General features: G+C 40.4%; 21 protein-coding genes. 1 reads left to right on the forward strand and 20 read right to left on the reverse strand.

All coding sequences use genetic code 11. The annotated features are described in order from the left end of the window. Window positions 1–58 precede the first annotated feature (58 nt). Window positions 59–682, forward strand: coding sequence for a sporulation membrane protein YtaF (gene ytaF / locus AC3G7N_RS02200; RefSeq protein ID WP_489420501.1), 624 nt, complete (start codon window positions 59–61; stop codon window positions 680–682). Between the two features lie 9 nt (window positions 683–691). On the opposite strand, the gene AC3G7N_RS02205 is transcribed toward ytaF, so the two are convergent. The 20 genes from AC3G7N_RS02205 to AC3G7N_RS02300 all read right to left on the reverse strand — a co-directional run bounded on the left by AC3G7N_RS02205 (window position 692) and on the right by AC3G7N_RS02300 (window position 21863). Continuing rightward, window positions 692–1507, reverse strand: coding sequence for a ZIP family metal transporter (locus AC3G7N_RS02205; RefSeq protein ID WP_489420591.1), 816 nt, complete (start codon window positions 1505–1507; stop codon window positions 692–694). Between the two features lie 90 nt (window positions 1508–1597). Then, window positions 1598–2389: an SDR family oxidoreductase gene (locus tag AC3G7N_RS02210; RefSeq protein WP_489420592.1), complete on the reverse strand. Its 792-nt coding sequence runs from the start codon at window positions 2387–2389 to the stop codon at window positions 1598–1600. Between the two features lie 585 nt (window positions 2390–2974). Next, complete coding sequence (locus AC3G7N_RS02215) at window positions 2975–3250, reverse strand: hypothetical protein (protein ID WP_489420502.1); 276 nt, start codon at window positions 3248–3250, stop codon at window positions 2975–2977. A 132-nt stretch (window positions 3251–3382) separates the two neighbouring features. Then, window positions 3383–3769, reverse strand: a complete 387-nt coding sequence (locus tag AC3G7N_RS02220; protein ID WP_489420503.1) for a 5-carboxymethyl-2-hydroxymuconate Delta-isomerase — start codon at window positions 3767–3769, stop codon at window positions 3383–3385. Window positions 3770–3821: 52 nt separating this feature from the next. Next, window positions 3822–4577, reverse strand: coding sequence for a fumarylacetoacetate hydrolase family protein (locus tag AC3G7N_RS02225; protein WP_489420504.1), 756 nt, complete (start codon window positions 4575–4577; stop codon window positions 3822–3824). Next, entirely contained in the window at window positions 4574–5365 is a 792-nt protein-coding gene (locus AC3G7N_RS02230; RefSeq protein ID WP_489420505.1) for a fumarylacetoacetate hydrolase family protein, read from the reverse strand. Before AC3G7N_RS02230 ends, AC3G7N_RS02225 begins: the two co-directional genes overlap by 4 nt. A gap of 11 nt (window positions 5366–5376) precedes the next feature. Beyond that, a complete protein-coding gene (nhaC, locus tag AC3G7N_RS02235; RefSeq protein ID WP_489420506.1) occupies window positions 5377–6792 on the reverse strand; it encodes a Na+/H+ antiporter NhaC in 1416 nt (471 codons plus the stop codon). A 167-nt stretch (window positions 6793–6959) separates the two neighbouring features. Beyond that, entirely contained in the window at window positions 6960–8390 is a 1431-nt protein-coding gene (locus AC3G7N_RS02240) for a dihydrolipoyl dehydrogenase family protein (protein ID WP_489420507.1), read from the reverse strand. Further along, the gene (locus AC3G7N_RS02245) at window positions 8391–9593 is read right to left on the reverse strand and encodes a dihydrolipoamide acetyltransferase family protein (RefSeq protein ID WP_489420508.1); all 1203 of its coding nucleotides are present in this window, start codon (window positions 9591–9593) and stop codon (window positions 8391–8393) included. A gap of 12 nt (window positions 9594–9605) precedes the next feature. After that, the gene (locus tag AC3G7N_RS02250) at window positions 9606–10601 is read right to left on the reverse strand and encodes an alpha-ketoacid dehydrogenase subunit beta (protein WP_489420509.1); all 996 of its coding nucleotides are present in this window, start codon (window positions 10599–10601) and stop codon (window positions 9606–9608) included. Continuing rightward, window positions 10601–11668, reverse strand: a complete 1068-nt coding sequence (pdhA, locus tag AC3G7N_RS02255; RefSeq protein WP_489420510.1) for a pyruvate dehydrogenase (acetyl-transferring) E1 component subunit alpha — start codon at window positions 11666–11668, stop codon at window positions 10601–10603. The genes AC3G7N_RS02250 and pdhA overlap by 1 nt, the downstream gene beginning before the upstream one ends. 61 nt (window positions 11669–11729) lie before the next feature. Further along, window positions 11730–12869 (reverse strand): Leu/Phe/Val dehydrogenase, encoded by a 1140-nt coding sequence (locus AC3G7N_RS02260; RefSeq protein WP_489420511.1) that lies wholly within the window; start codon window positions 12867–12869, stop codon window positions 11730–11732. 39 nt (window positions 12870–12908) lie between these two features. After that, complete coding sequence (locus AC3G7N_RS02265) at window positions 12909–13385, reverse strand: flavin reductase family protein (RefSeq protein WP_489420512.1); 477 nt, start codon at window positions 13383–13385, stop codon at window positions 12909–12911. Between the two features lie 43 nt (window positions 13386–13428). After that, window positions 13429–14412 carry a 3,4-dihydroxyphenylacetate 2,3-dioxygenase gene (gene hpaD, locus AC3G7N_RS02270; RefSeq protein ID WP_489420513.1) on the reverse strand — a complete coding sequence of 328 codons (984 nt, stop codon included), beginning with the start codon at window positions 14410–14412 and terminating at the stop codon, window positions 13429–13431. A gap of 23 nt (window positions 14413–14435) precedes the next feature. After that, window positions 14436–15896: a 4-hydroxyphenylacetate 3-monooxygenase, oxygenase component gene (gene hpaB / locus AC3G7N_RS02275; protein ID WP_489420514.1), complete on the reverse strand. Its 1461-nt coding sequence runs from the start codon at window positions 15894–15896 to the stop codon at window positions 14436–14438. A gap of 20 nt (window positions 15897–15916) precedes the next feature. Beyond that, window positions 15917–17416 (reverse strand): 5-carboxymethyl-2-hydroxymuconate semialdehyde dehydrogenase, encoded by a 1500-nt coding sequence (gene hpaE, locus AC3G7N_RS02280; protein ID WP_489420515.1) that lies wholly within the window; start codon window positions 17414–17416, stop codon window positions 15917–15919. 6 nt (window positions 17417–17422) lie between these two features. Next, a complete protein-coding gene (gene hpaI / locus AC3G7N_RS02285) occupies window positions 17423–18325 on the reverse strand; it encodes a 2,4-dihydroxyhept-2-ene-1,7-dioic acid aldolase (RefSeq protein WP_489420516.1) in 903 nt (300 codons plus the stop codon). Window positions 18326–18551: 226 nt separating this feature from the next. Continuing rightward, on the reverse strand, window positions 18552–19220 hold the full coding sequence (locus AC3G7N_RS02290) for a GntR family transcriptional regulator (protein WP_489420517.1): 669 nt from the start codon (window positions 19218–19220) through the stop codon (window positions 18552–18554). Window positions 19221–19280: 60 nt separating this feature from the next. Then, window positions 19281–20177 (reverse strand): AEC family transporter, encoded by an 897-nt coding sequence (locus tag AC3G7N_RS02295; protein ID WP_489420518.1) that lies wholly within the window; start codon window positions 20175–20177, stop codon window positions 19281–19283. Window positions 20178–20390: 213 nt separating this feature from the next. After that, window positions 20391–21863, reverse strand: a complete 1473-nt coding sequence (locus AC3G7N_RS02300; RefSeq protein WP_489420519.1) for a Na+/H+ antiporter NhaC family protein — start codon at window positions 21861–21863, stop codon at window positions 20391–20393. Window positions 21864–21905: the final 42 nt, after the last annotated feature.

Consider the following 21905-nt stretch of genomic DNA (forward strand, 5'->3'; position numbering starts at 1 on the left):
GATTTCCATACAATATTCTAAAACAAATACAAGGGACTGATACAGAATGTTTTTTTATATGGGATTATTTCTTCTGATTATTGCAGTTAGTTTAGATGGTTTTGGTGTAGGAGTTACCTATGGTATGAGGAAAATTCGCGTCCCATTTTTTGCATTAATTATCATTATGCTCTGTTCTGGAATTATTGTATTGGTTTCCATGACAGTTGGAACATACCTCAGGACGTTCATTGAACCAGTGATAGCGGAGGGACTTGGTGGGGCAATTTTAATTGCAATTGGCTTTTATTGTCTACTAAATGTGGTACGCACCAAAATTAGTGATCAAACCTTCATGAAGAATCAAAATAAAATACTTGAGGCCAGCAGATTGGAAAAATACAGAAGTGTTCTAACCAAACCGCAACACGCGGATTTAGACCATTCTGGTTCGATTTCTGCAGCTGAAGCTCTATTGTTAGGTTCTGCTTTAGCGCTCGATGCATTTGGGGCAGGAATCGGAGCAGCTATGCTTGGTTACTCACCAATTGTAACTTCCATATTAATTGCATTGATGAGTGGATTATTTGTTTACAGCGGTATTCATGCAGGCATTTTCTTATCAAAGAATAAATCCATGCAAAAGGTGACATTGCTGCCACCTTTGTTTTTAATCGCACTTGGTATATTTAATATCTTTTAATCTCTCCCCCTATCCCAGGGCAACATCCAAAATCATCATAACAGTGAATCCCACCATAAGTGTTAAGGATGCCAAATCTTTGTTGCCCTCTTCATGGGAGCTTGGGATTACTTCTTCTACAACCACGAAAATCATGGCGCCAGCTGCAAAACTTAATGCATACGGGAGCATTGGTTCAATAAATGTAACCGCAAGCACACCAATTACAGCTGATATTGGCTCCACCAATCCAGAAAACTGCCCATACATAAAGCTTTTTCTCCGTGACATCCCATCACGTCTTAAAGGCATCGCTACTGCAACACCCTCTGGAAAGTTCTGAATACCAATCCCTATTGCGAGTGCCATTGCGCTTGCAATAGATGCAGTTTCAAACCCCGCTGCAACTGCACCAAAGGCAACACCAATTGCAAGACCCTCTGGAATATTATGCAACGTGATTGCCAAAACAAGTAATGTACTTCTTTTTTTCTTTTTTGGATTGATTCCTTCCGCATTGTCCATTTTCTGCCCTGGATGTAAATGGGGCAGAATTTTATCCACGCCCCAAAGGAAAAGTCCACCAAGCATAAAACCAATAGCAGCGGGAACCCAAATTGGTACCGGTCCACCTTCAGCCATCTCTAACGCAGGGGAAAGTAAGGACCAGAAGCTTGCTGCAATCATTACTCCACCGGCAAAACCAAGCATACTGTCCAGGAATTTCTGATTCATATTTTTTTGAGTAAAAACAAGTGCAGCCCCAAGCGCCGTCATTCCCCATGTAAACAATGTTGCCAATAAAGCCAAAATAATAGGATCTAAGCTCGCTAAATAATCAAACATATTTTCATCCGCTCCGTCTAAAGTAAAAAAGTACTTATTGTTCACCATACACAGAAAAGTTGCATTTGACAAACAATGAGACAGACTTTTTTATAATGCCTTTACCAAACCACCATCCACAAGTATCGATTGACCTGTAATATACGTGTTTGCGCCAGAAGCTAAAAATACAATTGCTCTTGCGAATTCATCAGGCTGGCCATAACGATTCATCGGTACTTGTTGTTCTGCATTTGCCTGGACCTCATTAACCGGAATGTCTAAATTAGCTGCTTTTCGCTGATTCAACTCACTGATCCGGTCTGTTTCAATTGTTCCTGGACCAACCGTATTGATTAAGATGTTATCCTCGCCCAATTCTTGTGATAAGCTTTTGGCTAACCCGACAATTCCTGGGCGCATCGTATTTGATAAAACCAAATTATCCAAGCTCTGTTTAATGGATGATGAAGCAACGTTGACGATATGTCCGTGCTTTTGTTTCTTCATGAAAGGAATCACTTCACGTGTCGTACGGATAAAGCTTAATAAGTTCAGCTCAAATGCATGGTACCAATCATCATCGCCCATATCTAAAAAATTCCCTGCAGGCGGTCCCCCCGCATTATTAATCAATACATCAATTGTTCCATTCCATTTCACAGCTTTTTCCACCATAGTCTTGATTGCATAAGGATCCTTCATGTCACACACAATATAATCAACATGCTCATTTAATGTTTCCTGTTTAATGGAGGTAACCGTTTGTTGTAATGATTCTTCGCTTCGACTTGCTAGAAGGACATGCGCTCCTTCACGTGCGAATTCCGTTGCAATAGCTCGGCCGAGTCCTTTACTTGCAGCTGTAACGATAATTGATTTGTCCTTTAAAAATAGGTCCATAGTTGCGTTCACCCCTTTTTGATTTATGTAATTATTATCCACTTCTAAATGAATTTTTACAATTCCATCGGCTTATGCTTTATTAGTAAAAACATGATAAAAATTAAACACAAATGATATAAAAGAAGCTCGACTATAGATATAGGCAAAAATTGAAGTATAAAAAGATAAGAGAATAGCTAAAAGTGCTGGAAGGATTTCAGATTGAAGCAATTTTTCAAGTGTAGTATGGAGAGGCTGACACTAAAGAAATTGAATACTTAAATCCGTATCGGATACGGATTTAAGTATGGTAGAACTTTTTCTTTTTTACATTCGGTGTTTCTTAATTTCCTGGTGGGCGATTCGTTCTATATTTATTTTGATTCTTCATATCGTTCAACTCTTCCTTGCTTTTGTTTTTTGTCTTTGTCTTGCCTTTTGCCATATAAAAAACCTCCTTTTCATTTAGCTTGCCTAATTACAATTAAAAAATGTAAGTTCCTGAATACCTCTATTGTCGGGAAAGATTGCCAGTTTTATAGCTTCGGTAGAAAAGGAATACATTTTATATCCCTTTATAACCTACTAGTTAAACCGGCTTAATTATAAAACATCATTGTTATTTTGCTGCGCTTCCTGCACCTGTTGACGTGTATCGTGCAGCTGTTCAGAAGCTTGCTGGAATTGTGGATTCTCTGTTGCTTCAGAGCCTGCTTGAGTCCGAGCACTTTGCAATTCCTCTTCCGCTTGTTGTAACTGCTCGTGTGCTTGTTGCAATAGTTGAGAATCTGAGCCTTGTGCCTGAAGAACAGCCTGCTGAGCCTCCTTTATTTGTTGACTGGCTTGTTGTAATTTCTGATGTAGGTTCTGTTCGACCATATAAGTCCCTCCAATATTTTTTTGATGAAAATCTATATATATTGTTCCTTAGATTTTTCGTATTATGTATTACTACTATCTTTCACTAAAAAAAACAGGTCTACAAAAATTCTGTAGACCAGCCTAAATTTCTTATTTATACCGTTTATGGATATTGTTTTGCTTATAGGTTCCACCCTCACCAAACTCAAACAGTTCCAGTGAAAGCGCCAAATAGCAATTTTCAAACAAATGGCTAAAGTGTTCCTGCATCATCTCGAATAAATGATCACATGCAGCTTTTTTTACTTCCGGTGTGCGACCTGGTGCAATTTTCAATGTCACATGAACAAATGCATCGTCCTCGCCAGTTCCATCTGCTACATAGTATTCGGTTAGCTTGATTGCACGAGAACGAATTGCTCCAGGTGAAAACGCGTTTCCCTCCGAAATCAATGATTCATTAATTTTTTTCAAAAATTGACCAATGTTTGCTTTGTGTTCAATATTATCTGTGTATTCAACTGTAACATGTGGCATTTTTGTACCTCCCCTTGTCTATTCACGCCCGCTGACCAGTTGCCTCCGCTTTTCATCTCGAAAAAACCTTGTCACCGACAATGGTGCTTTTCAATGATCCAATTCCTTCTATTTCGGTTTCTACTACGTCTCCTTCATATACATGAACAGTACCTTTTGGGGTTCCAGTTAAAATTATATCATTTTCACTTAATGTCATAAAACTGCTAAGGTACTCAATTAAATGTGGGATATCGAACACCATATCTTTCGTCGATCCATCCTGCTTCAGTTCCCCGTTCACATATGTACGAAGGCCAAGATTCATTGGATTTCCAATATCATCACGGTCAACATACCATGGGCCAAGCGGTGTCAATCCGTCTCTATTTTTCGCCCGTAAATTAGGGCGGTAATAGTTTTCAAGATAATCGCGAATAACATAATCATTTGCAATCGTATAACCTTTTACATAAGTATACGCGTCTTCTTTTTTTACATGACGTGCTGTTTTTCCAATCACGACAGCAAGTTCACATTCATAGTGCATGTGGGTGGCATCTTTGGGACGTCTTGTTTGTCCGTTATGCCCAACAACAGCGTTTGGTCCTTTTAAAAAAACAAGCGGTTCCTCTGGTGCCTTAAAACTAATTTCACTCGCATGGTCTGCATAGTTCAATCCAAGTACAAAAATTGTTCTTGCTTCAACTGGTGTCAGCCAAACCACGTCAGTCTCAGTGACAGTTCTTCCGTCTGCAAGCATTATCTTATCGTCCATTACTTCTGCATCATGGATTCCCCCAAAACAGGCGACACGTGCATGCTTCATCTATGGCCACCTCCTGGAACAAGATCTACTTCTTCCACAAATGTGTTTTCTAAAAATCCTACATCTGAAATCTCAATTCGAACGGAATCTCCTTTTTCAACGAGTGGAGCATGTTCTGGCACCCCGACAAGAAGCATATCACCTTTATATAAAGTCATGAAGTCGGTTACTTCTGACACTAATTGTGCAACAGACCGCACGAGATTTTTCGTATTATTTTCCTGCACAAGTTCCCCGTTCACATATACACGAACGTTTACATTGTCTGGATTTTGTACCGCATCACGGTCGATAATCCATGGACCAACAGGACAAAACCCATCACGTACTTTGTTTCGAATATCTGGTCGGTAAAAACTTTCATGTGGAATACTGACGTCATTAACAACCGTATAGCCTGCAATGTATTCCATCACATTTTCTTCTGACACATTCGTTGCAGTTTTTCCAAAAACAATCCCCAGTGCTGCACCGACTTGTACATCGTCTTCACCCTTAGGTATTGCGACAGCACTGTTATGGCAGTTTACCGTATTAGCTGGTTTGATGTACATAATTGGTTTTTGCGGCGCTGCATGATAAGGTTTTTCATGTAAAGCATCACCCATTAAATCTATCTGTCCCTGGAAGTTTAATAGTGTTCCATAAATCGTCCCTGATACAGGAGACTGCCAGGAAACATCACGATGGTGATAAGTCATGCCATTCCATTTAATCTTATCTGAAAAATCATGATCTATCTCATCAAATTGTGCAGATCCTGCAAATTTCACTTTTGCTTGCTTCACAAAATTCCTCCTTACACAGTTTCTGATTCAGTTTCCGTTGAACTTTTTTCAATATACGTTAACGTTTTACCCGAAAATCCAAATAAAATCGTTAAAATCGGTGATAACAGACAGAAGAAGGCAAATGGGAGATATGCTAAGGTCGATACACCTAATGTAGTGGTGATAAACACGCCACACACACTCCATGGAACGAGTGGATTGACAACTGTTCCAGCATCCTCTGCGACACGTGATAGATTTTTATTTGCAAGACCTACTTTGGCGAATCGAGATTGATATGCTTCACCTGTTAATAGAATCGACAAATATTGCTCCCCAATAAGAACGTTAATACCGATCGCTGTAAACGCAGCTGCTGCGATGACTGATCCAACTTTTTTCAGCATACTTTCGATTGACTCTAGTAATCGAGGAACAATCCCGAGCTTAAACAATAACCCACCAAGACTTAATGCAAGTAACACAATACCGATTGTGAACATCATGTTGCTTAGTCCTCCACGCGTTAACAACGCATCAATTTCTTCAATACCGGTTTCAGAAACATAGCCACCGAATAGTACGCCGAGCAAGTTTTTCAACGGAATGAATCCATTGATATATGCCATCACAATTGCACTCGCAGCCCCACCTGCTAATGTTAATAAAGCAGGTACTTTCATAATGGAAAAAATCACTAAAACCGCTACTGGAATTAATCCGTTATACCAAGTAACGAGCCCTGTATCGAGTAACCCTTGTTGAAATGTTTCCATTTTAGCAAAGCTTGTATCCGTAATTTCTGGTGAAATGATAGCAAAAATAAACAAGGTGATCACAAATGCAGGAATTGTGGTCCATGACATATTGCGAATATGGTCAAACAAATCCACCTTCAAAATAGAAGATGCCATATTGGTTGTATCAGATAATGGCGACATTTTATCCCCAAAAAACGCACCAGATACAATCGCACCCGCTGTTACTGCTAACGAAACATCCGCCGCAGTTGCGATTCCGATAAATGCAAGACCAGCAGTTGCAACAGTCGTTAAAGAGCTTCCTACACAAATTCCAACAACTGACGTCACAACAAGCACAATGCACAAGAAAAAGTTCGGTGTAACCAGCTCAAACCCTCCATAAATTAACGAAGGAATCGTTCCACCTATCATCCAGGCAGCTATCAAAATACCAATAAAGAAGAAAAGGAATACTGCCCCCATTCCTGCTTTTGCCCCTTCTGTAATTCCATCCTCAATTGTTTGATAAGATAAACGCTTCATCAGGCCATAAATGACTAAAAGAAGTAGCGCAAATACAAGTGGAATATGTGGTGCCGCTTCAAAATAAATGATTCCAAAACTAATTACAGCCAAAACCGCGATGGTCATCATCAACGCTTCGATTAATGATGGCTTTTGAACAGCTTTTATTCGGTACATAAGAAATTCTCCTTTGTGTGTATAATTGTCGAATGTTTATTTCCTAATATAGAGAGTTTCCGTAGCTGTTGATTCATTATTATTTTCCTTTTGTACCTCTAGCTTCATCGCCCAACGACTATTGGATTTCCTTTATCTCATACGGCTCAGTCCAATCCATACGTCGCTTAACGGGCGCTTATGCTTTTGTTAGGTGGTGTATGGATTGCCATATCTGCTAATCCATCCATCACCTCCACAATTCCCTCGTTCATACTTGGATGTGGGTAAGATGGAAAACGTAAATCCTCTTCTCGTGCCACCATTTCCAGTGCTGTCACACCTGTACTAACCAGTTCAACTGCTCCAGCACCGATCATATGAAAACCTAATAATAAATCCGTCTCTACATCTTTAATGACAGATACTATACCAGATTTTTCACCAGAAATCATTGCATAACTATTTCCACTTAACGATGTTTGACTTGTTTTAATCGAATAACCCTGATCAATTGCTTCTTTTTCTGTTAATCCTACTGTAGCGATTGGCGGTGTACTGTGAACGACTGTTGGTATAAACGTCAAATCCACCTCACTTTTCATACCACCTATTGTCTCAGCAGCAACCTTGCCTTGCTTAATCGCTTTGACTGCACTTGCCATACCATCTGTAGCATCACCCACAGCAAAAATAGTTGTGGCTGATGTTTTCATGGTATGGTCGGTTTGGATAAACCCATTGCTAGATAGCTTTATACCAATCCGTTTTGCACCTAATTCCTGAATATTTGCTTGTTTTTCTGTTGACACATAAACATGTGAGGCGGTAATTTTCTTTGTTTCCCCTTCTTTTAAAAGATTACTAGTAATTTCTTTTTCAGTCGGCTCCACACCATTAAGCTTATATCCTCGATGCACCTTGATTTTTTCCTTTTTCAACATACGCTTCAGCTCTTTATTAATAGAGCCATCAAATGGAAAATCAGCTCGTTCATCAAGAACGATTGTTACTTCACTACCAAGCTTTTTAAAACTAAACGCAACTTCAAGGGAAATATAGTCACTACCATAAACAATGAGTGAATCAGGAAGTTCCGTTAGTTGATAAACGGTTTCTGGAAGCAAAATTCGTTCATGTAACTTGTTGATTCCATCCGGGATAATTGACGTGCTTCCTGTCGCAATGATGGCATACTCAAACTCGTATACATCAAATTGGTGACCATTCGCAACCCCGATTTTATTTTCTGCAGTGAAATTGGCTTCCCCTTCGATGCGTTCAATCTTGTTCGCCTTGCATAATGATTCAACGCCACCCCGCAATCGTTCCACCGTTTTATCTTTGTAAGCAATTAGTGTTTCAAAATCAACAGTAGGTTCCACGGTTACAATTCCCATGTTGTTCATTGCTGGAATCTGGGCTAATTGCTTTGCTGCATGGGTAAAAACCTTAGACGGCACGCATCCTTGGTTCAAACAAACACCGCCAAGTGAAGCTTTTTCAATCAAAGTCACTGATTTACCTAGTTGTGCCGCGCGAATCGCCGCATTATAGCCACCAGGACCACCGCCGATAATGACCACGTCCCGCTTTTCTGCAAACTCTCCAACGACCATTTAGACCATCTCCAATAACAGCTTTTTTGGTTCTTCCATCAATTCGATGAAGCGGTTGGTAAATTCAACAGACTTCACTCCATCTGCAACACGATGATCGAAGGATAGTGACATCGTCATGATTTGGCGTATGGCAATTTCATCATTGTCCATGACAACCGGCATTTTTTTCGTCTTGTGAAATGCAATGATTGCGGTTTGTGATCCATTAATAATCGGTGTAGCACCAGTTCCACCAATTGGACCAACATTACTAATTGTAAATGTCCCATGCTTGAAGTCATTGGGAGTTAGTTTTCCATCCTGTGCTTTCTTCGTCAATGCTTTCATTTCGGTATTGATGTGGCGTATCGATTTTTTGTCCACATCTCTGAGTACTGGCACGACTAGTCCTTTTTCTGTGTTCGTTGCTAGCCCAATATGATAGCTTTTTGCTAACCGAATCATATTGTTTCGCTCATCAAGTTGTGCATTGAAAATTCGGTGTTCTTTCAGTGCAATTGTAATCGCCTTTAGGAAAAACGCGACAACTGAAATGTGTTCACCTTCTTGTTTCAACTCATTCCGAAATGCTAGAATATTAGTCAGATCCGCTTCATCAAAATGTGTCACGTGGGGAATGGTGGTAATAGCTTTCGTTAAATTGTCACCAATTTTCTTCCGTATGCCGGTGTACGGAATTGTATCTGATTCAGGCTCAGAATGTTGGTTGTGCTGCGTCTCTTCCATAGCTGTTTGATCACCATTAATGAATCGGTAAACATCCTCGTCAGTCACTCTGTCTGCTGGGCCTGTTCCGTTGATTTGTTCAATATCGATATCGTGATCACGCGCAATTTTTCGTGTGAAAGGCGCTGCTAAAATTCGCGTGTGTTTTTTAATCACTGCTTCTTTTGCAGATTTTTGTCCTGTTTCCATCGGCTCAACTGTTTGTTCTGGAGATTTTCCTTGCTGAGTACTATTTTCTTTCCCATCATCAATTTCGATAATAGGGGTTCCAACTGTTACAACCTCACCTGTACCAAAGTGGATTCTACTAATCTTCCCTGCCGCAGGAGAAGGAATTTCTGCTACCATTTTATCTGTTTGCAATTCAACAAGTGGTTGATCAACCGTAACCTCGTCCCCAATCTTTATGAAAAAATGAATGATCTCGCCTTCGTTCATTCCCTCACCAATATCATGAAATTTTACTTCAACCATTGTTTCACCTCCCTAAAACTCAACTACCTTTTTAATAGATTCGACAATGCGTGCAGGTGTTGGCAAATAATCATTTTCTATCGCAAATAATGGAATTGGAACATCAAAGCCTGTCACTCGCTCGATTGGTGACCGTAAGTATAAAAATGATGTATCATTAATCACAGAGATGATTTCTCCAGACACACCACCAGTTGCATGTGCTTCATGTACAATCACCACTCGACCTGTTTTCTGTACCGTTTCGGCGATAATATCTTTATCAAGTGGATAAAGTGTCCGGAGATCAATCACATCACATGAAATGTTTTTCTTCTCCACTTCTTCAGCTGCCTTCAAAGCAACTGGTACCATTGCACCCCATGCAAGGATAGATACATCTTCTCCTTCTTGAACACGAGTACCTTTTCCAAGTTCTACTGTATATTTTTCTGCTGGAACATTATTTCGTTCCCCGCGATATAGCCGCATCGGTTCTAAAAACAACACGGGATCAGGATCCTCAATTGCTGCAACCAACAGGCCTTTCGCATCATAAGCGTTAGACGGACAAACAACTTTAATACCTGGTAAATGTGTAAAAAGTGCCTCCACACTATCGGAATGAATTTCCGGTGAACGAACTCCAGCACCATACGGCGCACGTATTACCATTGGTAGACTGTAATGCCCCATTGTCCGGGTACGGGTTCTTGTCACATGTGTTGCTATTTGCTCAAAAGCTGGATAAATAAACCCTAGAAATTGAATTTCCACGATTGGCCGTAATCCATTTAGCGCCATTCCGACAGCAGCGCCCATAAAGCCTGCTTCACTTAATGGCGTATCCACTACACGTTTTTCACCGAACTGTTCCTGAAGGTCAACTGTTGCGCGGAATACACCGCCGTTTTTTCCGATGTCTTCACCTAAAATGAGAGTGTTTGTGTCTTCTGTTAACATAACTTTTAACCCGTCATGAACAGCTTGGATTAACGTTAACGCATTGGTTTTTTGTGTTGCTGCCATTAGGACCTGCCTCCTTTTAGCGCGTTGAAGCTTTTCTTTTGTTCTTCAATTGTCCAAGTCGGCTTTTCAAAAACATAATCGAACATGACATCTGCATTCGCCTTTTCATATGACTCCATGTCAACAACAGCTTTGTTTAATTCCTCATGAATGTCTTTTTTAATTGATTCAACCCATGACTCATCCCATATGTTTTGTTTCTTCATGAATTTTTCTAAGCGAAGTACAGGGTCACGTTCCTCGCGCGTGGCATCACTTGCCGCTTGATCACGATATTTAGATGGATCATCTGCAGTTGTATGGGCACCAAATCGCCATGTAACAGCCTCGATCAAAGTTGGCCCCTCTCCGTTACGCGCCCGTTCCAATGCTTCTTTCACAACAAAATTCACCGCAAACACATCTGTCCCATCAACTCGAAAACCCGGGATTCCATATGCTGCCGCTTTTTGTGCGATCGTTTCAGAATTCATTTGTTTTTTAATTGGAAGGGAAATAGCAAAACCGTTATTCTGATTAAAAAAAACAACCGGTGCCTTAAATACACTCGCTATATTTAATCCTTCATGAAAATCACCTTCAGATGTTGCGCCATCACCAAAGTAAGCAATGGCAGCGTTCTTAGTACCTTTATAAGTTTCCGCCATTGCTACACCAGTCGCATGCGGGAGATGCGTTGCAATTGGAATTGATGCTGGAAAAATATTTTTTGTAAGGGAAGGAACACAGCCTTCGATCCGGCCATTCCAGTAAAGGAGCAATCGATGCAAATCTGCGCCAAATGTTAACGTTGCTCCATGATCGCGATAAGTTGGAAAAAGCCAATCGTCTTCTTGTAGGGCTAGCGCGCTTCCAACCTGAGATCCTTCCTGCCCTTCAAACGGGACATATGTACCAATTCTACCCTGCCGCTGGAGCGCAATTCCTTTATGGTCATACGTTCTGATCCGTAGCATGTGGTAGTAATAGGACTTCGTTTGGTCTTCTGTTAAAATATCCTGATAGTCACCCGATGTTACTTCTCCGTTTTTATCTATTATTTGAAAGAGCGGATAGTTCGCTTCCATCTATTTCACACCTTTAATCATAAAGTTTTGTTTTTTTGTGGTTATTGCCCGATTTCCAATTCTATTCACGAATATTCCACTTAGGACGGCGATCTCGCGCGAAGAAATGACTGCGTGTACGTTGTTCTTCCAAACGCTTCTCACATTTACGATTTGCAGCTTCCTCTGTTGTAATCGAATCTAGTTCCGCTTCTTTATATATTTCCAGTAACGATGTATAAATTGCCTTTGTTTTTGCCAAGACACGATTTTTATTTGGACCATAAAGCTCATCGGCAACCTGAATCAATCCACCAGAATTCACAATATAGTCAGGCGCATACAAAATTCCTTTATCGTGCAGTATTTTTCCATGCTTTGCATCAAGCAATTGGTTATTTGCTGATCCGACTACTGCCTTTACTTGAAGTTGTTCAATTGTGTGATCATTAATAATTCCACCTAGCGCACATGGAATAAATATGTCCGCTCCAACACGGTAAATTTCTGCATTATCAACGACTTTCACCGTTCCATCTATTTGTGCAGCTTTTTCCTCCAATAATCCTAAAACTTCCTGATTAATGTCCGTTACATAAATTGAAGCACCGGCCTGCAGTAAATGTTCCGCAACCTTAAAGCCGACTTTTCCTAAGCCTTGTATTGCATAGGTTTTATCAGCTAATTGAGCACTTCCACTTAGAAATTGACTCGTTGCTTTTAACCCATAGATAACTCCCTGTGCAGTTGGTATGGATGAATCACCGCTGCCACCAAATGCTTCCGGTATACCATTAATGAAGTTTGTTTCTTTCATCGCATGAACAAAATCGTCCATTGTTGTTCCCATGTCTGTTCCGGTATAAAAACGTCCATTCAACGAATCGACATATTGACCAAAAGCACGGAATAATGCGGGTGACTTATCTGTTTTTGGATCACCAATAATCACTGCCTTTCCACCGCCAAAATCTAAATCAGCAGCAGCACACTTGTAGGTCATTCCCCGAGACAAACGGAGGACATCCTCGAGCGCCTCATCGACTGAATCATATGGGCGCATTCTTGTTCCGCCAAGCGCCGGACCAAGTGTTGTATTATGAACGGCAATAATCGCCTGTAAGCCTGATGCAGGGTCATTACAAAAGACAACCTGTTCATGACCAGCAATTTTTTGAAACATATCAGAATTCGCCGTCGACTTTTCAAGCTGTTGCTTCATCTTCCTTACCCCCAATAAATAAATCGAATCTAAACCGCTTTACTTCACTTTTTCACATGCCTGTAAGTTGTTGTATTTTCCGGAATAAAATGCTAGTGGCTCGCCATCTGTAATGCAGACATCTGTCACCTCGCCAATATACAGTGTATGGTCTCCTGCAATTACGGAGTTGTGCACATCACATGTCAAATTAGCAAGTGAATCTTTGATTGTAGGCATCCCATTAAACCAGTTAAAATCAATGGATCTATCTTCCTTAACTTGACCGGCAAAATAGGTAGACATATCTAATTGTTCACTATTTAATATACTTACCGCAAACTTGCCAGAATCCCTAATATATCTATTCAAATGTGCATGTTCACCAATGGAAATAAGTACTAAGGCTGGATCCAATGAAACCGACATGAATGCATTTGCTGTCATCCCTTTAACCTCATCACCAAGCTTTGTTGTGATAACAGTAACCCCAGTCGCAAATTTTCCCATTGCGGTTCGAAATGTACGATCATCCATCTGTTCCAACTCCCTTCTCCAAAACTAGCTGTCTCCCTGTCTATTAAATGACAAAAGTAGGTTTATGTTGTTTCAACTTTGCTGGCTTTTGTTCGACTTTCTTTCCCGTTATGACATCTAATACGGAAGAGGCTTCATTAAACCAGCAGTCCGGTGCCTCGTGTCCCCAGAATGTTTGACGCATTGGATCATTGATGTCCCAACGAATCGGCTTAAAATCTGGATCACTTGTTAAATAATCACCATTATATAGTTCAATTCGATGGCCATCAGGGTCACGTAAATAAAGGAAAAATGCATTTGAAAGACCATGTCGACCAGGTCCACGCTCAATACTTCCGCCGTAGCCCATTGATGCGAGCACATCACACGTATTAATAACCGCCAATGGATCCGGTAACCAAAAACCGATATGATGCAAACGTGGACCTACTCCATTCATAAACGCCTGATCATGTACAGTTTGTTTGCGATGGAGCCAGGTTGCCCAAACATCACCATCCTCAGTATCTGTATACTCTGAACAAGCAAAGCCAAGATCTTCTTGATAAAACGTTTGTGCTTTTTTAACATCTGGTACACTGCAGTTAAAATGATCAATCCGCTGCATTCGTGCTCCTTTATATAAATCATAGCGTTGCAATAAACGTTCAGCAGGTTCGATTTCTGCAAAAAATTCTAAAGGCAACCCTGAACAATCTTGCACTCTTAGTGTCCGACCAATTGCATGTTGTTCGCCTTTATCCATCCATTTGGTCTCGTATCCTTTTTCCTCAAACAATTTTGATAACGCTTTCAAATCATTGTCAGAAGAAACCTTGTATCCTAAAACCTCCACATTTGGTTCTGAAGACTTTTTCAAAACAAGGCTATGATGGGTATGTTCTTCTAGACCACGGAGATAGATGTGGTCTGAATCTGATTCTGTTTCAATAAACCCAAGTGCATCCACATAAAATTTCCGTGAAACCGCAAGATCTGTCACATGTAAAATTGCTCGTGCACAACGGATAATAGAAAAGTCCATCGATATTCCCCCTAGTTTTTCATTTATACTTCAACACCAGCTGATTTCCCTAAAAATTCATAGACGAATTTTTTATAGGATTCTTTTTCATACTCATCAAAATAAGACATCCCCATTTTAATTGGATCACCAAAGAAATAGTATTCATAGTGCGCTTGCCTTGCACCGAACGCACTCATGGTTACATCCCATGCTAGACGGAATAATTGTACACGTTCTTCACCTTCTAAATTTTTGCCTTGTAAACCACTTTTAATAATTGGCCCAATTTCTTCGTTCATAAAGTCGTCATGTGTTGGAATCCCCATCAAACCTGATGCGCCCAAGATACGGATGATTTCTACTAATCTCGGATAAATCCTTGGATACCAGTTACGAGCTGCATTTAATGCATCAAAGTCTGGAGTCATCGTGCCAGATTCATCTATTTTCGCATTGTGTTCTGCACGGTATAAATGAGACTTCATTGTTTCTAGTGCAAGGATAATTTCTGATCCTTTATCTTTAACATGCTGGAATTGATCAATTCCGATGGCATCCATCATGTTTAACGCAACACCTAAAATGAACTCGGTCTTTACGATATTTTTCGCAACAACCTGATGAGTCATGTGAACTACTGCATTTGTTTCGCGAAACGTACGGTTACAAACAGAAGAGTTACCGCAAACAAAAACACGCGACCAAGGGACAAATACATTTTCAAAGGAGACAATCGCATCACTTTCTTCAAAGCGTGAACCTAGTGGGTGATCCCATTCGTTTTTGCCATAATCAAACGATTCACGGCAGATAAACTTTAATCCTTTCGTATTATTTGGAATCGCAAATGCTAATGAGTATGGATCATCTTCTTCCCCAGCCTTTTTAACGGTTGATGGAAATACGAGGATTTCATCGGTGATCCCACCCTGTGTAGCAAGTAAACGAATACCGTTTACAATAATGCCATCTTCCTGTTCCTCAACAAGTTGCAATGCCACATTGCCATCCTTCAGCTCAGACTGCATCTTCGCACGGTTCACCTGTGGGTGTATTAATGTATGTGTAAGGCTAATATCATTTTCTCTAGCATACTCGTAATAATTTCTAGCATTTTCTGCAAAACGTGGATCCGCCTCTGCGAACAATCCGTTATTCATACCCATCGCCATAACTTCCGCGTTCAAGTAATCTGGCGAACGTCCCATCATACCACCGGACGTACGAGCCCACTCCTGCATCGCATCACGGCGCATGATTAAATCATCAATTGTTGTTGGTTGTAAGAAAGTCATCCCTACCTGATCTCCACTGGTTGGTGATGTGTAAAGCATAGAATCCTTTTTTTCATATTGTAAATCATAGAGGTGTGCCATTGATTTAATCACATTTTTAAATGCAGCGTGTGTCGTTACATCCTCAACACGCTCTCCGTGAATATAAACATTGTTTTTCGCGTTTTTCAATCGGTCAATATATTCTCGACCTGTTTTTGCTGGCATAGTTTTGCCTCCTTTAATTTCTATTCTTTCTTCCCAAACTCCGGTATATGATGTTCTCCAATTGCAACATGGATTGCTTTTGGTTCCGTATAGAATTCTAAAATCGCAAAATGACCGCCTTCACGTCCCATTCCACTCGCCTTCATGCCGCCAAATGGAATCCGTAAGTCACGAACATTTTGTGCATTAATCCAAAGCATGCCAGAATCAACTGCCTGTGCGACACGATGTCCACGCTTGATGTCGTTTGTCCAAACATATCCAGCTAAACCGTAATCCACATCATTTGCCATCTGAACGACTTCTTCTTCTGTTTCAAATTCGATGACAGCCATTACCGGTCCAAAAACTTCTTCCTGACAAACGCGCATGTTATTTTTGGCTTCCAGTAACACGGTTGGTGGGACAAAATTGCCTGCTTTCACACCCTCAGGAACGGCTCCTTGTAAGACCTCACAACCTTCTTTTTTAGCAAGGTCAATATACCCGGTTACTTTATCAAAATGTCCCTTATTAATAAGTGGCCCAAGCTGTGTTCCTGTGTCCATTGGATTGCCAATTGTTATGTTTTGAATACGCTCTTTTAATGCTTTTACGAAGCGTTCCTTCATATTTTTGTGAAGAAAGACCCGTGAGTTTGCGGTACAACGCTCACCATTGAATGAAAAGATCCCCCACACAGCTGCATCCAATGCACGATCAAAATCGGCATCCTCGAACACGATAAGTGGTGATTTCCCCCCAAGCTCCATCGATGTTTTCTTCAGTGAATCTGCACTGTTTTTAATAATCGTTTTCCCTGTTACCGTTTCACCTGTAAATGAAATCGCTTTCACTTTATAGCTTTTAACAAGCGCATCTCCTGCTGTTTCACCATATCCGTGAACGACGTTAAATGCGCCTTTTGGCAATCCTGCTTTGTCGATAATTTGGGCGAGCTTGTTCGCTGATAGAGGTGATAATTCTGCAGGCTTTAAAATAACCGTATTACCCGTTGCAAGTGCAGGCGCTACCTTCCACGTCGTCAGCATAAACGGAGCGTTCCAGGGTGTAATTAAACCGACAGCTCCAAGTGGCTTATAGACTGTATAATTGATAAACTCATCATCCACCGCATATGCGTCACCATGCATACGTGATTGCACCATTCGAGAATAGAAACGGAAATTCTCTGCTGCACGGGCAATCATTTTGCGTGTCTGACTAATCGGAAGCCCGGAGTCAAGCGACTCTAGTATCGCAATCTCTTCCACTTCTTCATCAATCAAATCAGCTATTCGATCAATGTATGCCATACGTTCTTTTTGTTTCATATTTCCCCATGGTCCTATTTGAAAAGCATCATCCGCAGCTTTCACAGCCGTTTTAATATCTGCTTTCCCGCCACTAGCTACACGGTTCGTGATTTCATTTGTAAATGGGTTCATGTTATCGAAGTATTCCGAATTATGAGCCTCTACAAATTCACCATTGATGTAATGTTTTACATCATCTACTTTTTTGTGCTCCAAAAAGTTCACCTGCTTTTATAGTAATTTATATATTTTTAACGTTTCTCGAATCTCATTTTGCACAACTTCTGATGGTATATCAAGTGGCTTGCGCAATACGGGTTTAATTTTGCCCATCATACCGAGTGCCACCTTCACTGGCGCAGGATTTGTATCACGAAATAACACATCATTCAGTGACATCAGCGAATAATGCAGGTCTTGTGTACCTTTCACATCGCCTGCTTCCCATTTGTTATACAGGTCAGCAACTTCTTTTGGTGCAACGTTCGCTGTCGCACTAATATGGCCAGCGCCACCAATCGCAAGCATCGGGTAACAAAGTACCTCTATACCTGAATAAAGATTGAAATCACGTCCAGCTTTTAACAACACTTTATTTACATGCTCAAAGTCCTTATTTGCTTCTTTTACACCAATAATATTAGAGCAGTCCTCAGCCAGCCGAGCAATCGTGTCAGCTTCTAAGTTCACCGCTGTACGGCCAGGGATATTGTATAAAATAATTGGGATATCAACAGAATCAGCTACCGTTTTAAAATGCTTATATAAGGCATGCTGGTTAGGTTTATTATAATAAGGAACAATAACCATCGCGCCATCTGCACCCATTTCCTGAGCATCATTTGTCATGCGCATTGTTTCTTGATGATTGGTTGAACCAGTTCCTGGAATAAACGGAACTCTACCGTTAACTGTTTTACATGCCGCTTCCATTACCTTTACGCGTTCTTCTACAGACATCGAGCTTGGTTCGCCAGATGTACCAGTAACCGAAATCCCATGACTACCTTGTTCAATATGCCAGTTAATTAACTCCTTGAATTTATCAAAATCAATACTTTCATCCTCGTTAAACGGTGTAATGACTGGAGAAATCGATCCCCTGAACCGCTTCTTAGCTTCTTCATACGCCATTGCTTTTGTCCTCCCGTTTTACTAAATTAAATAACTACCAATTTTCTGAACAATTAAATCGTATATGATTTCAAATATGATGTCAATGCTGGTAAAATTCGGTTTTCATGGAAAACGTTGAGCCACTTAAGTTACGTCCATATAAAAAAATATCAGATTATGGAAACGCTTTCTTTTTGAATGCAAAAAAACTCTGTTTTGGTATGAAAAATCCAAAACAAAGTTTTTATGTATCACTCATTTCTAATTGTTTTAATCGCCTTCGCTCAAAATCCTCCGCTGTTCTTATTTTATGCATTCGTGCTAAGTTTTCTATATCTGAAAAAGCCGCTTTATTTTCAAGCATATCAATTAGCTCTTCATGCTCTTCGATCGACTTTTTTACACGTACTGAATACAATGTAGACCCAATTCCGCGAATTGAATCCAATCTGGACCATGTATCCTTGATTGATTCCACTAAAAATGGATTATTGCACGCTTCACATATAATTTGATGAAACTCGGCATTCAATTTTCCATACTGTAAAATGTCAAACTCCTCTAGGGCCTCCTCCATCAATTTATTTTTTTCCCGTAACCGTATCCTTTTTTCTTTTGGAAAGTCCGCACCTGTCATTGCTGTGGCATATCCTTCTAGCACCGCTAAAACACGTAATGTATCCGAATACGCTGTTTCATTCACCTCTGCAACAACGGGACCAACATTTTGCTTATAGTATATCAACCGCTCCGATTCAAGCTGTCGAATGGCTTCCCGAACCGGAATCGAACTTGATTTTAACTCCTTCGCCAACTGGTCAATCACAATCCGTTGTCCCGGCACAAAAACCCTCTCAATAATTCTTGCCTTAATTACCCGATATGCTTTTTGTTGCTTGTTTTCTTTTATCATAATAGTCTAATAATATATGATTTGATATATGACGTCAACTGGTTTTCCTCTTTAAATAATTTATACAATAAAATTCAATAAAACGGTCACGGTTAAAACGCTAACTAGTGTTGTTACCAAGGTAATGCTTGAAACGATATCAGGTTCCGTATCAAATTCAATCGCATACATCGTAGTCGTCGCAGCGCTTGGCATAGCAGCTACAATTAACAGAACGGAACCGATTAATGCATCCACATCAAACGCTGTGATAAACAATACCGCTAGAACTGGTGAGACTATCATTCGAACCACTATTGCAGAAGTTAAAATCTGCCAGTTAAATTTGAGCGAAGTGATTGATGCTAACTGCATCCCAAGCATCACCATCATTAGTGGAATAGCCGCACTCCCCACCATTGACAAAGTGGAATAAACAGGATCCGGAATCTCCCAGGGAATTTTTTGAAAAATAAATGCAAATACTGCTGCATACGTGGCAGGCATTTTGAAAATGGTCTTCAATGCTCGCGGAATTCCACTCTTGCTTCTTGAAGCATAATACACACCAAAAAAGTTCATCACCAACGATTGCAAAACCATAAAGAAAATTGCGTATGGAAGAGCCATGTCTCCAACGCTATACAGAATTACAGGTACACCATAATTTCCACCGTTCATAAATGCTGTCGTCAATATGGTTGCACTTTCAACCGATTGATTCCATTTAAAAATACGGGCCAAAACTTTATTAATTACAATCATCATAAATAACAAGAAGAAAGCAAATACAATAATAATTGTAAACCCTTGATTATACTCCGCTTCATATAGCGACGTAAATACAAGTGCTGGTAAAAAGATATAAATAGATACCGTAGCAATCGACTTCACATCTAATACTCGTATCCGCTGCAATAGAAATCCTACTCCAAATACAGCTATAATTGGCAATACAACCTCAAAAAATAAACCCATACTGACATCTCCAATACCTAAATATAGATAAGTGTATCACACAGTACCTAGCCCCCATTCATTTTCGGGTCGTTCCAGGCATCATTCGAAATTTGTCGATTAGAAAACTTGGCTTATCGCTATGTTTTAATAGCAAAAGGCTTAGATCAGTACAAAAATCAAAACCCATACAATGGCTATTCTTACTGCCATTGTATGGGTTCATATAACAAATTAGTCGTTTGGACGTTCTTTTAATTCTTCACCATTTTTACCTTCAAAACGAAGTCCCCATCCGGTAATTGCTGCAATTAGCATAATGACCACTAGGAACCAGCCTTGAAATACATATGGAAATACCTCGGTTGGAGATACAACTGGTAACCATTCGTATGTTTCTTGCATTAATTTAATGGTCGACCAACCTAATAATACTGGTGCCCCCCATGGGAAAATATAGCCCAGTGCAGATGTTACCGCGTCAAGCATGTTTGCCCTGCGATAACGATGAATCTTATATTTGCTGCCTAATTCTTTTACAAACGGTGCAGCTGCAATTTCGGCCGCTGTATTAATGGTTATGGCACTGTTGAGTAACGCAACAATACTCCAGATAGCAAGCTCTGCGCGGCGAACAGAGTTTTTAATCCATTTAATCATACCGCCAGTAATGGCTTCCATCGTTCCACCTAGCTTCAATAAATGCGCAGACGCAACAATGAGCAAAATTAATATTGCCATATTCATATAGCCCATTACACCCTCAACTAAGGCGCCTGTAATTACCGTTTCAGAATCAGGGTCGAAACTGATAATTTCAGAAAACGCTCCTAAATTCATAAAAACGATAATTGGAATCGCCGCTAAAATCCCCCACGTTAAGGATGTAACCAAATGCTGTCCGGTTAAAGCTAAAATAAGTACAATTGCAAATGGAACTAGCATAATCAGGCCAGCAGGTTCGTTCGCATTCATCAGTGCGTCAGCTGATTCGGCTCCCGGGATACTTCCGCCACCACCGAAAATAGCAAACAAAATGGTACTTGGTATCGCCGCCATAATAGAATATTTAAACCGACTGCGCACAACTCCAGGCACATCGGCTTCCTGTGTAGTAGCCGAAACAATTGTTGTATCGGAAACTGGTGCTAGGTTATCTCCAAATACAGCACCAGCCAAGATTGCTGCGAACATAAAAACAGGATCCGCACCCACTGCCACTCCTGCTGGATACATTAATGTACAGAATGCTACCGTTGTTCCATAGCCTGTTCCAACTGCAGTTGAAAAGGTTGCTGCAAGTAAGAATGTCAATGCCACAAATAGTCCACCTGTAACACCAGTGACACCACCAATCCACACGAGTCCTTCTACAAGTCCTCCAACCTGTAAAATTTGGGCAAACATTCCCGCATAAAACCATGCAACAATTGCTACAACTCCAACAGGTTGTGCCAACCCATCAAATAATCCTTGTGCATAGTCTCCCCATTTACTTTTACTAAAAAACAGTCCAAGTGTAACTCCGATTAACGCACCCATTACAAGACCTATCTCAGATGAAAGCTTCATTACACTCGTTGTAATAGCCCAAACAACGAAAAATATTAATGGAACTGCTGCTCCAAATGCTCCTAATCTGAAATCCAGCTTTTGAATACGCTTACTTCCTTCTGTACGCGCCAACTCTTCCTCATCAGATGTCATCTTTTTCTCCTCCTCATTCTCGGCACTGACGCCACTCAAAAT

The organism is Virgibacillus carmonensis, from assembly GCF_057836705.1.

What these genes read in the sequence shown, in the direction of transcription:
- hpaI (WP_489420516.1), bottom strand. Translation starts at nt 18,325, where the DNA reads ATGGCGTATGAAGAAGCTAAGAAGCGGTTCAGGGGATCGATTTCTCCA.
- AC3G7N_RS02300 (WP_489420519.1), bottom strand. Translation starts at nt 21,863, where the DNA reads ATGACATCTGATGAGGAAGAGTTGGCGCGTACAGAAGGAAGTAAGCGT.
- AC3G7N_RS02245 (WP_489420508.1), bottom strand. Translation starts at nt 9,593, where the DNA reads ATGGTTGAAGTAAAATTTCATGATATTGGTGAGGGAATGAACGAAGGC.
- AC3G7N_RS02260 (WP_489420511.1), bottom strand. Translation starts at nt 12,869, where the DNA reads ATGAAGCAACAGCTTGAAAAGTCGACGGCGAATTCTGATATGTTTCAA.
- hpaD (WP_489420513.1), bottom strand. Translation starts at nt 14,412, where the DNA reads ATGGACTTTTCTATTATCCGTTGTGCACGAGCAATTTTACATGTGACA.
- AC3G7N_RS02220 (WP_489420503.1), bottom strand. Translation starts at nt 3,769, where the DNA reads ATGCCACATGTTACAGTTGAATACACAGATAATATTGAACACAAAGCA.
- AC3G7N_RS02225 (WP_489420504.1), bottom strand. Translation starts at nt 4,577, where the DNA reads ATGAAGCATGCACGTGTCGCCTGTTTTGGGGGAATCCATGATGCAGAA.
- AC3G7N_RS02240 (WP_489420507.1), bottom strand. Translation starts at nt 8,390, where the DNA reads ATGGTCGTTGGAGAGTTTGCAGAAAAGCGGGACGTGGTCATTATCGGC.
- pdhA (WP_489420510.1), bottom strand. Translation starts at nt 11,668, where the DNA reads ATGGAAGCGAACTATCCGCTCTTTCAAATAATAGATAAAAACGGAGAA.
- AC3G7N_RS02210 (WP_489420592.1), bottom strand. Translation starts at nt 2,389, where the DNA reads ATGGACCTATTTTTAAAGGACAAATCAATTATCGTTACAGCTGCAAGT.
- AC3G7N_RS02295 (WP_489420518.1), bottom strand. Translation starts at nt 20,177, where the DNA reads ATGGGTTTATTTTTTGAGGTTGTATTGCCAATTATAGCTGTATTTGGA.
- AC3G7N_RS02265 (WP_489420512.1), bottom strand. Translation starts at nt 13,385, where the DNA reads ATGGATGATCGTACATTTCGAACCGCAATGGGAAAATTTGCGACTGGG.
- AC3G7N_RS02250 (WP_489420509.1), bottom strand. Translation starts at nt 10,601, where the DNA reads ATGGCAGCAACACAAAAAACCAATGCGTTAACGTTAATCCAAGCTGTT.
- hpaB (WP_489420514.1), bottom strand. Translation starts at nt 15,896, where the DNA reads ATGCCAGCAAAAACAGGTCGAGAATATATTGACCGATTGAAAAACGCG.
- AC3G7N_RS02290 (WP_489420517.1), bottom strand. Translation starts at nt 19,220, where the DNA reads ATGATAAAAGAAAACAAGCAACAAAAAGCATATCGGGTAATTAAGGCA.
- AC3G7N_RS02215 (WP_489420502.1), bottom strand. Translation starts at nt 3,250, where the DNA reads ATGGTCGAACAGAACCTACATCAGAAATTACAACAAGCCAGTCAACAA.
- ytaF (WP_489420501.1), top strand. Translation starts at nt 59, where the DNA reads ATGGGATTATTTCTTCTGATTATTGCAGTTAGTTTAGATGGTTTTGGT.
- AC3G7N_RS02205 (WP_489420591.1), bottom strand. Translation starts at nt 1,507, where the DNA reads ATGTTTGATTATTTAGCGAGCTTAGATCCTATTATTTTGGCTTTATTG.
- nhaC (WP_489420506.1), bottom strand. Translation starts at nt 6,792, where the DNA reads ATGTACCGAATAAAAGCTGTTCAAAAGCCATCATTAATCGAAGCGTTG.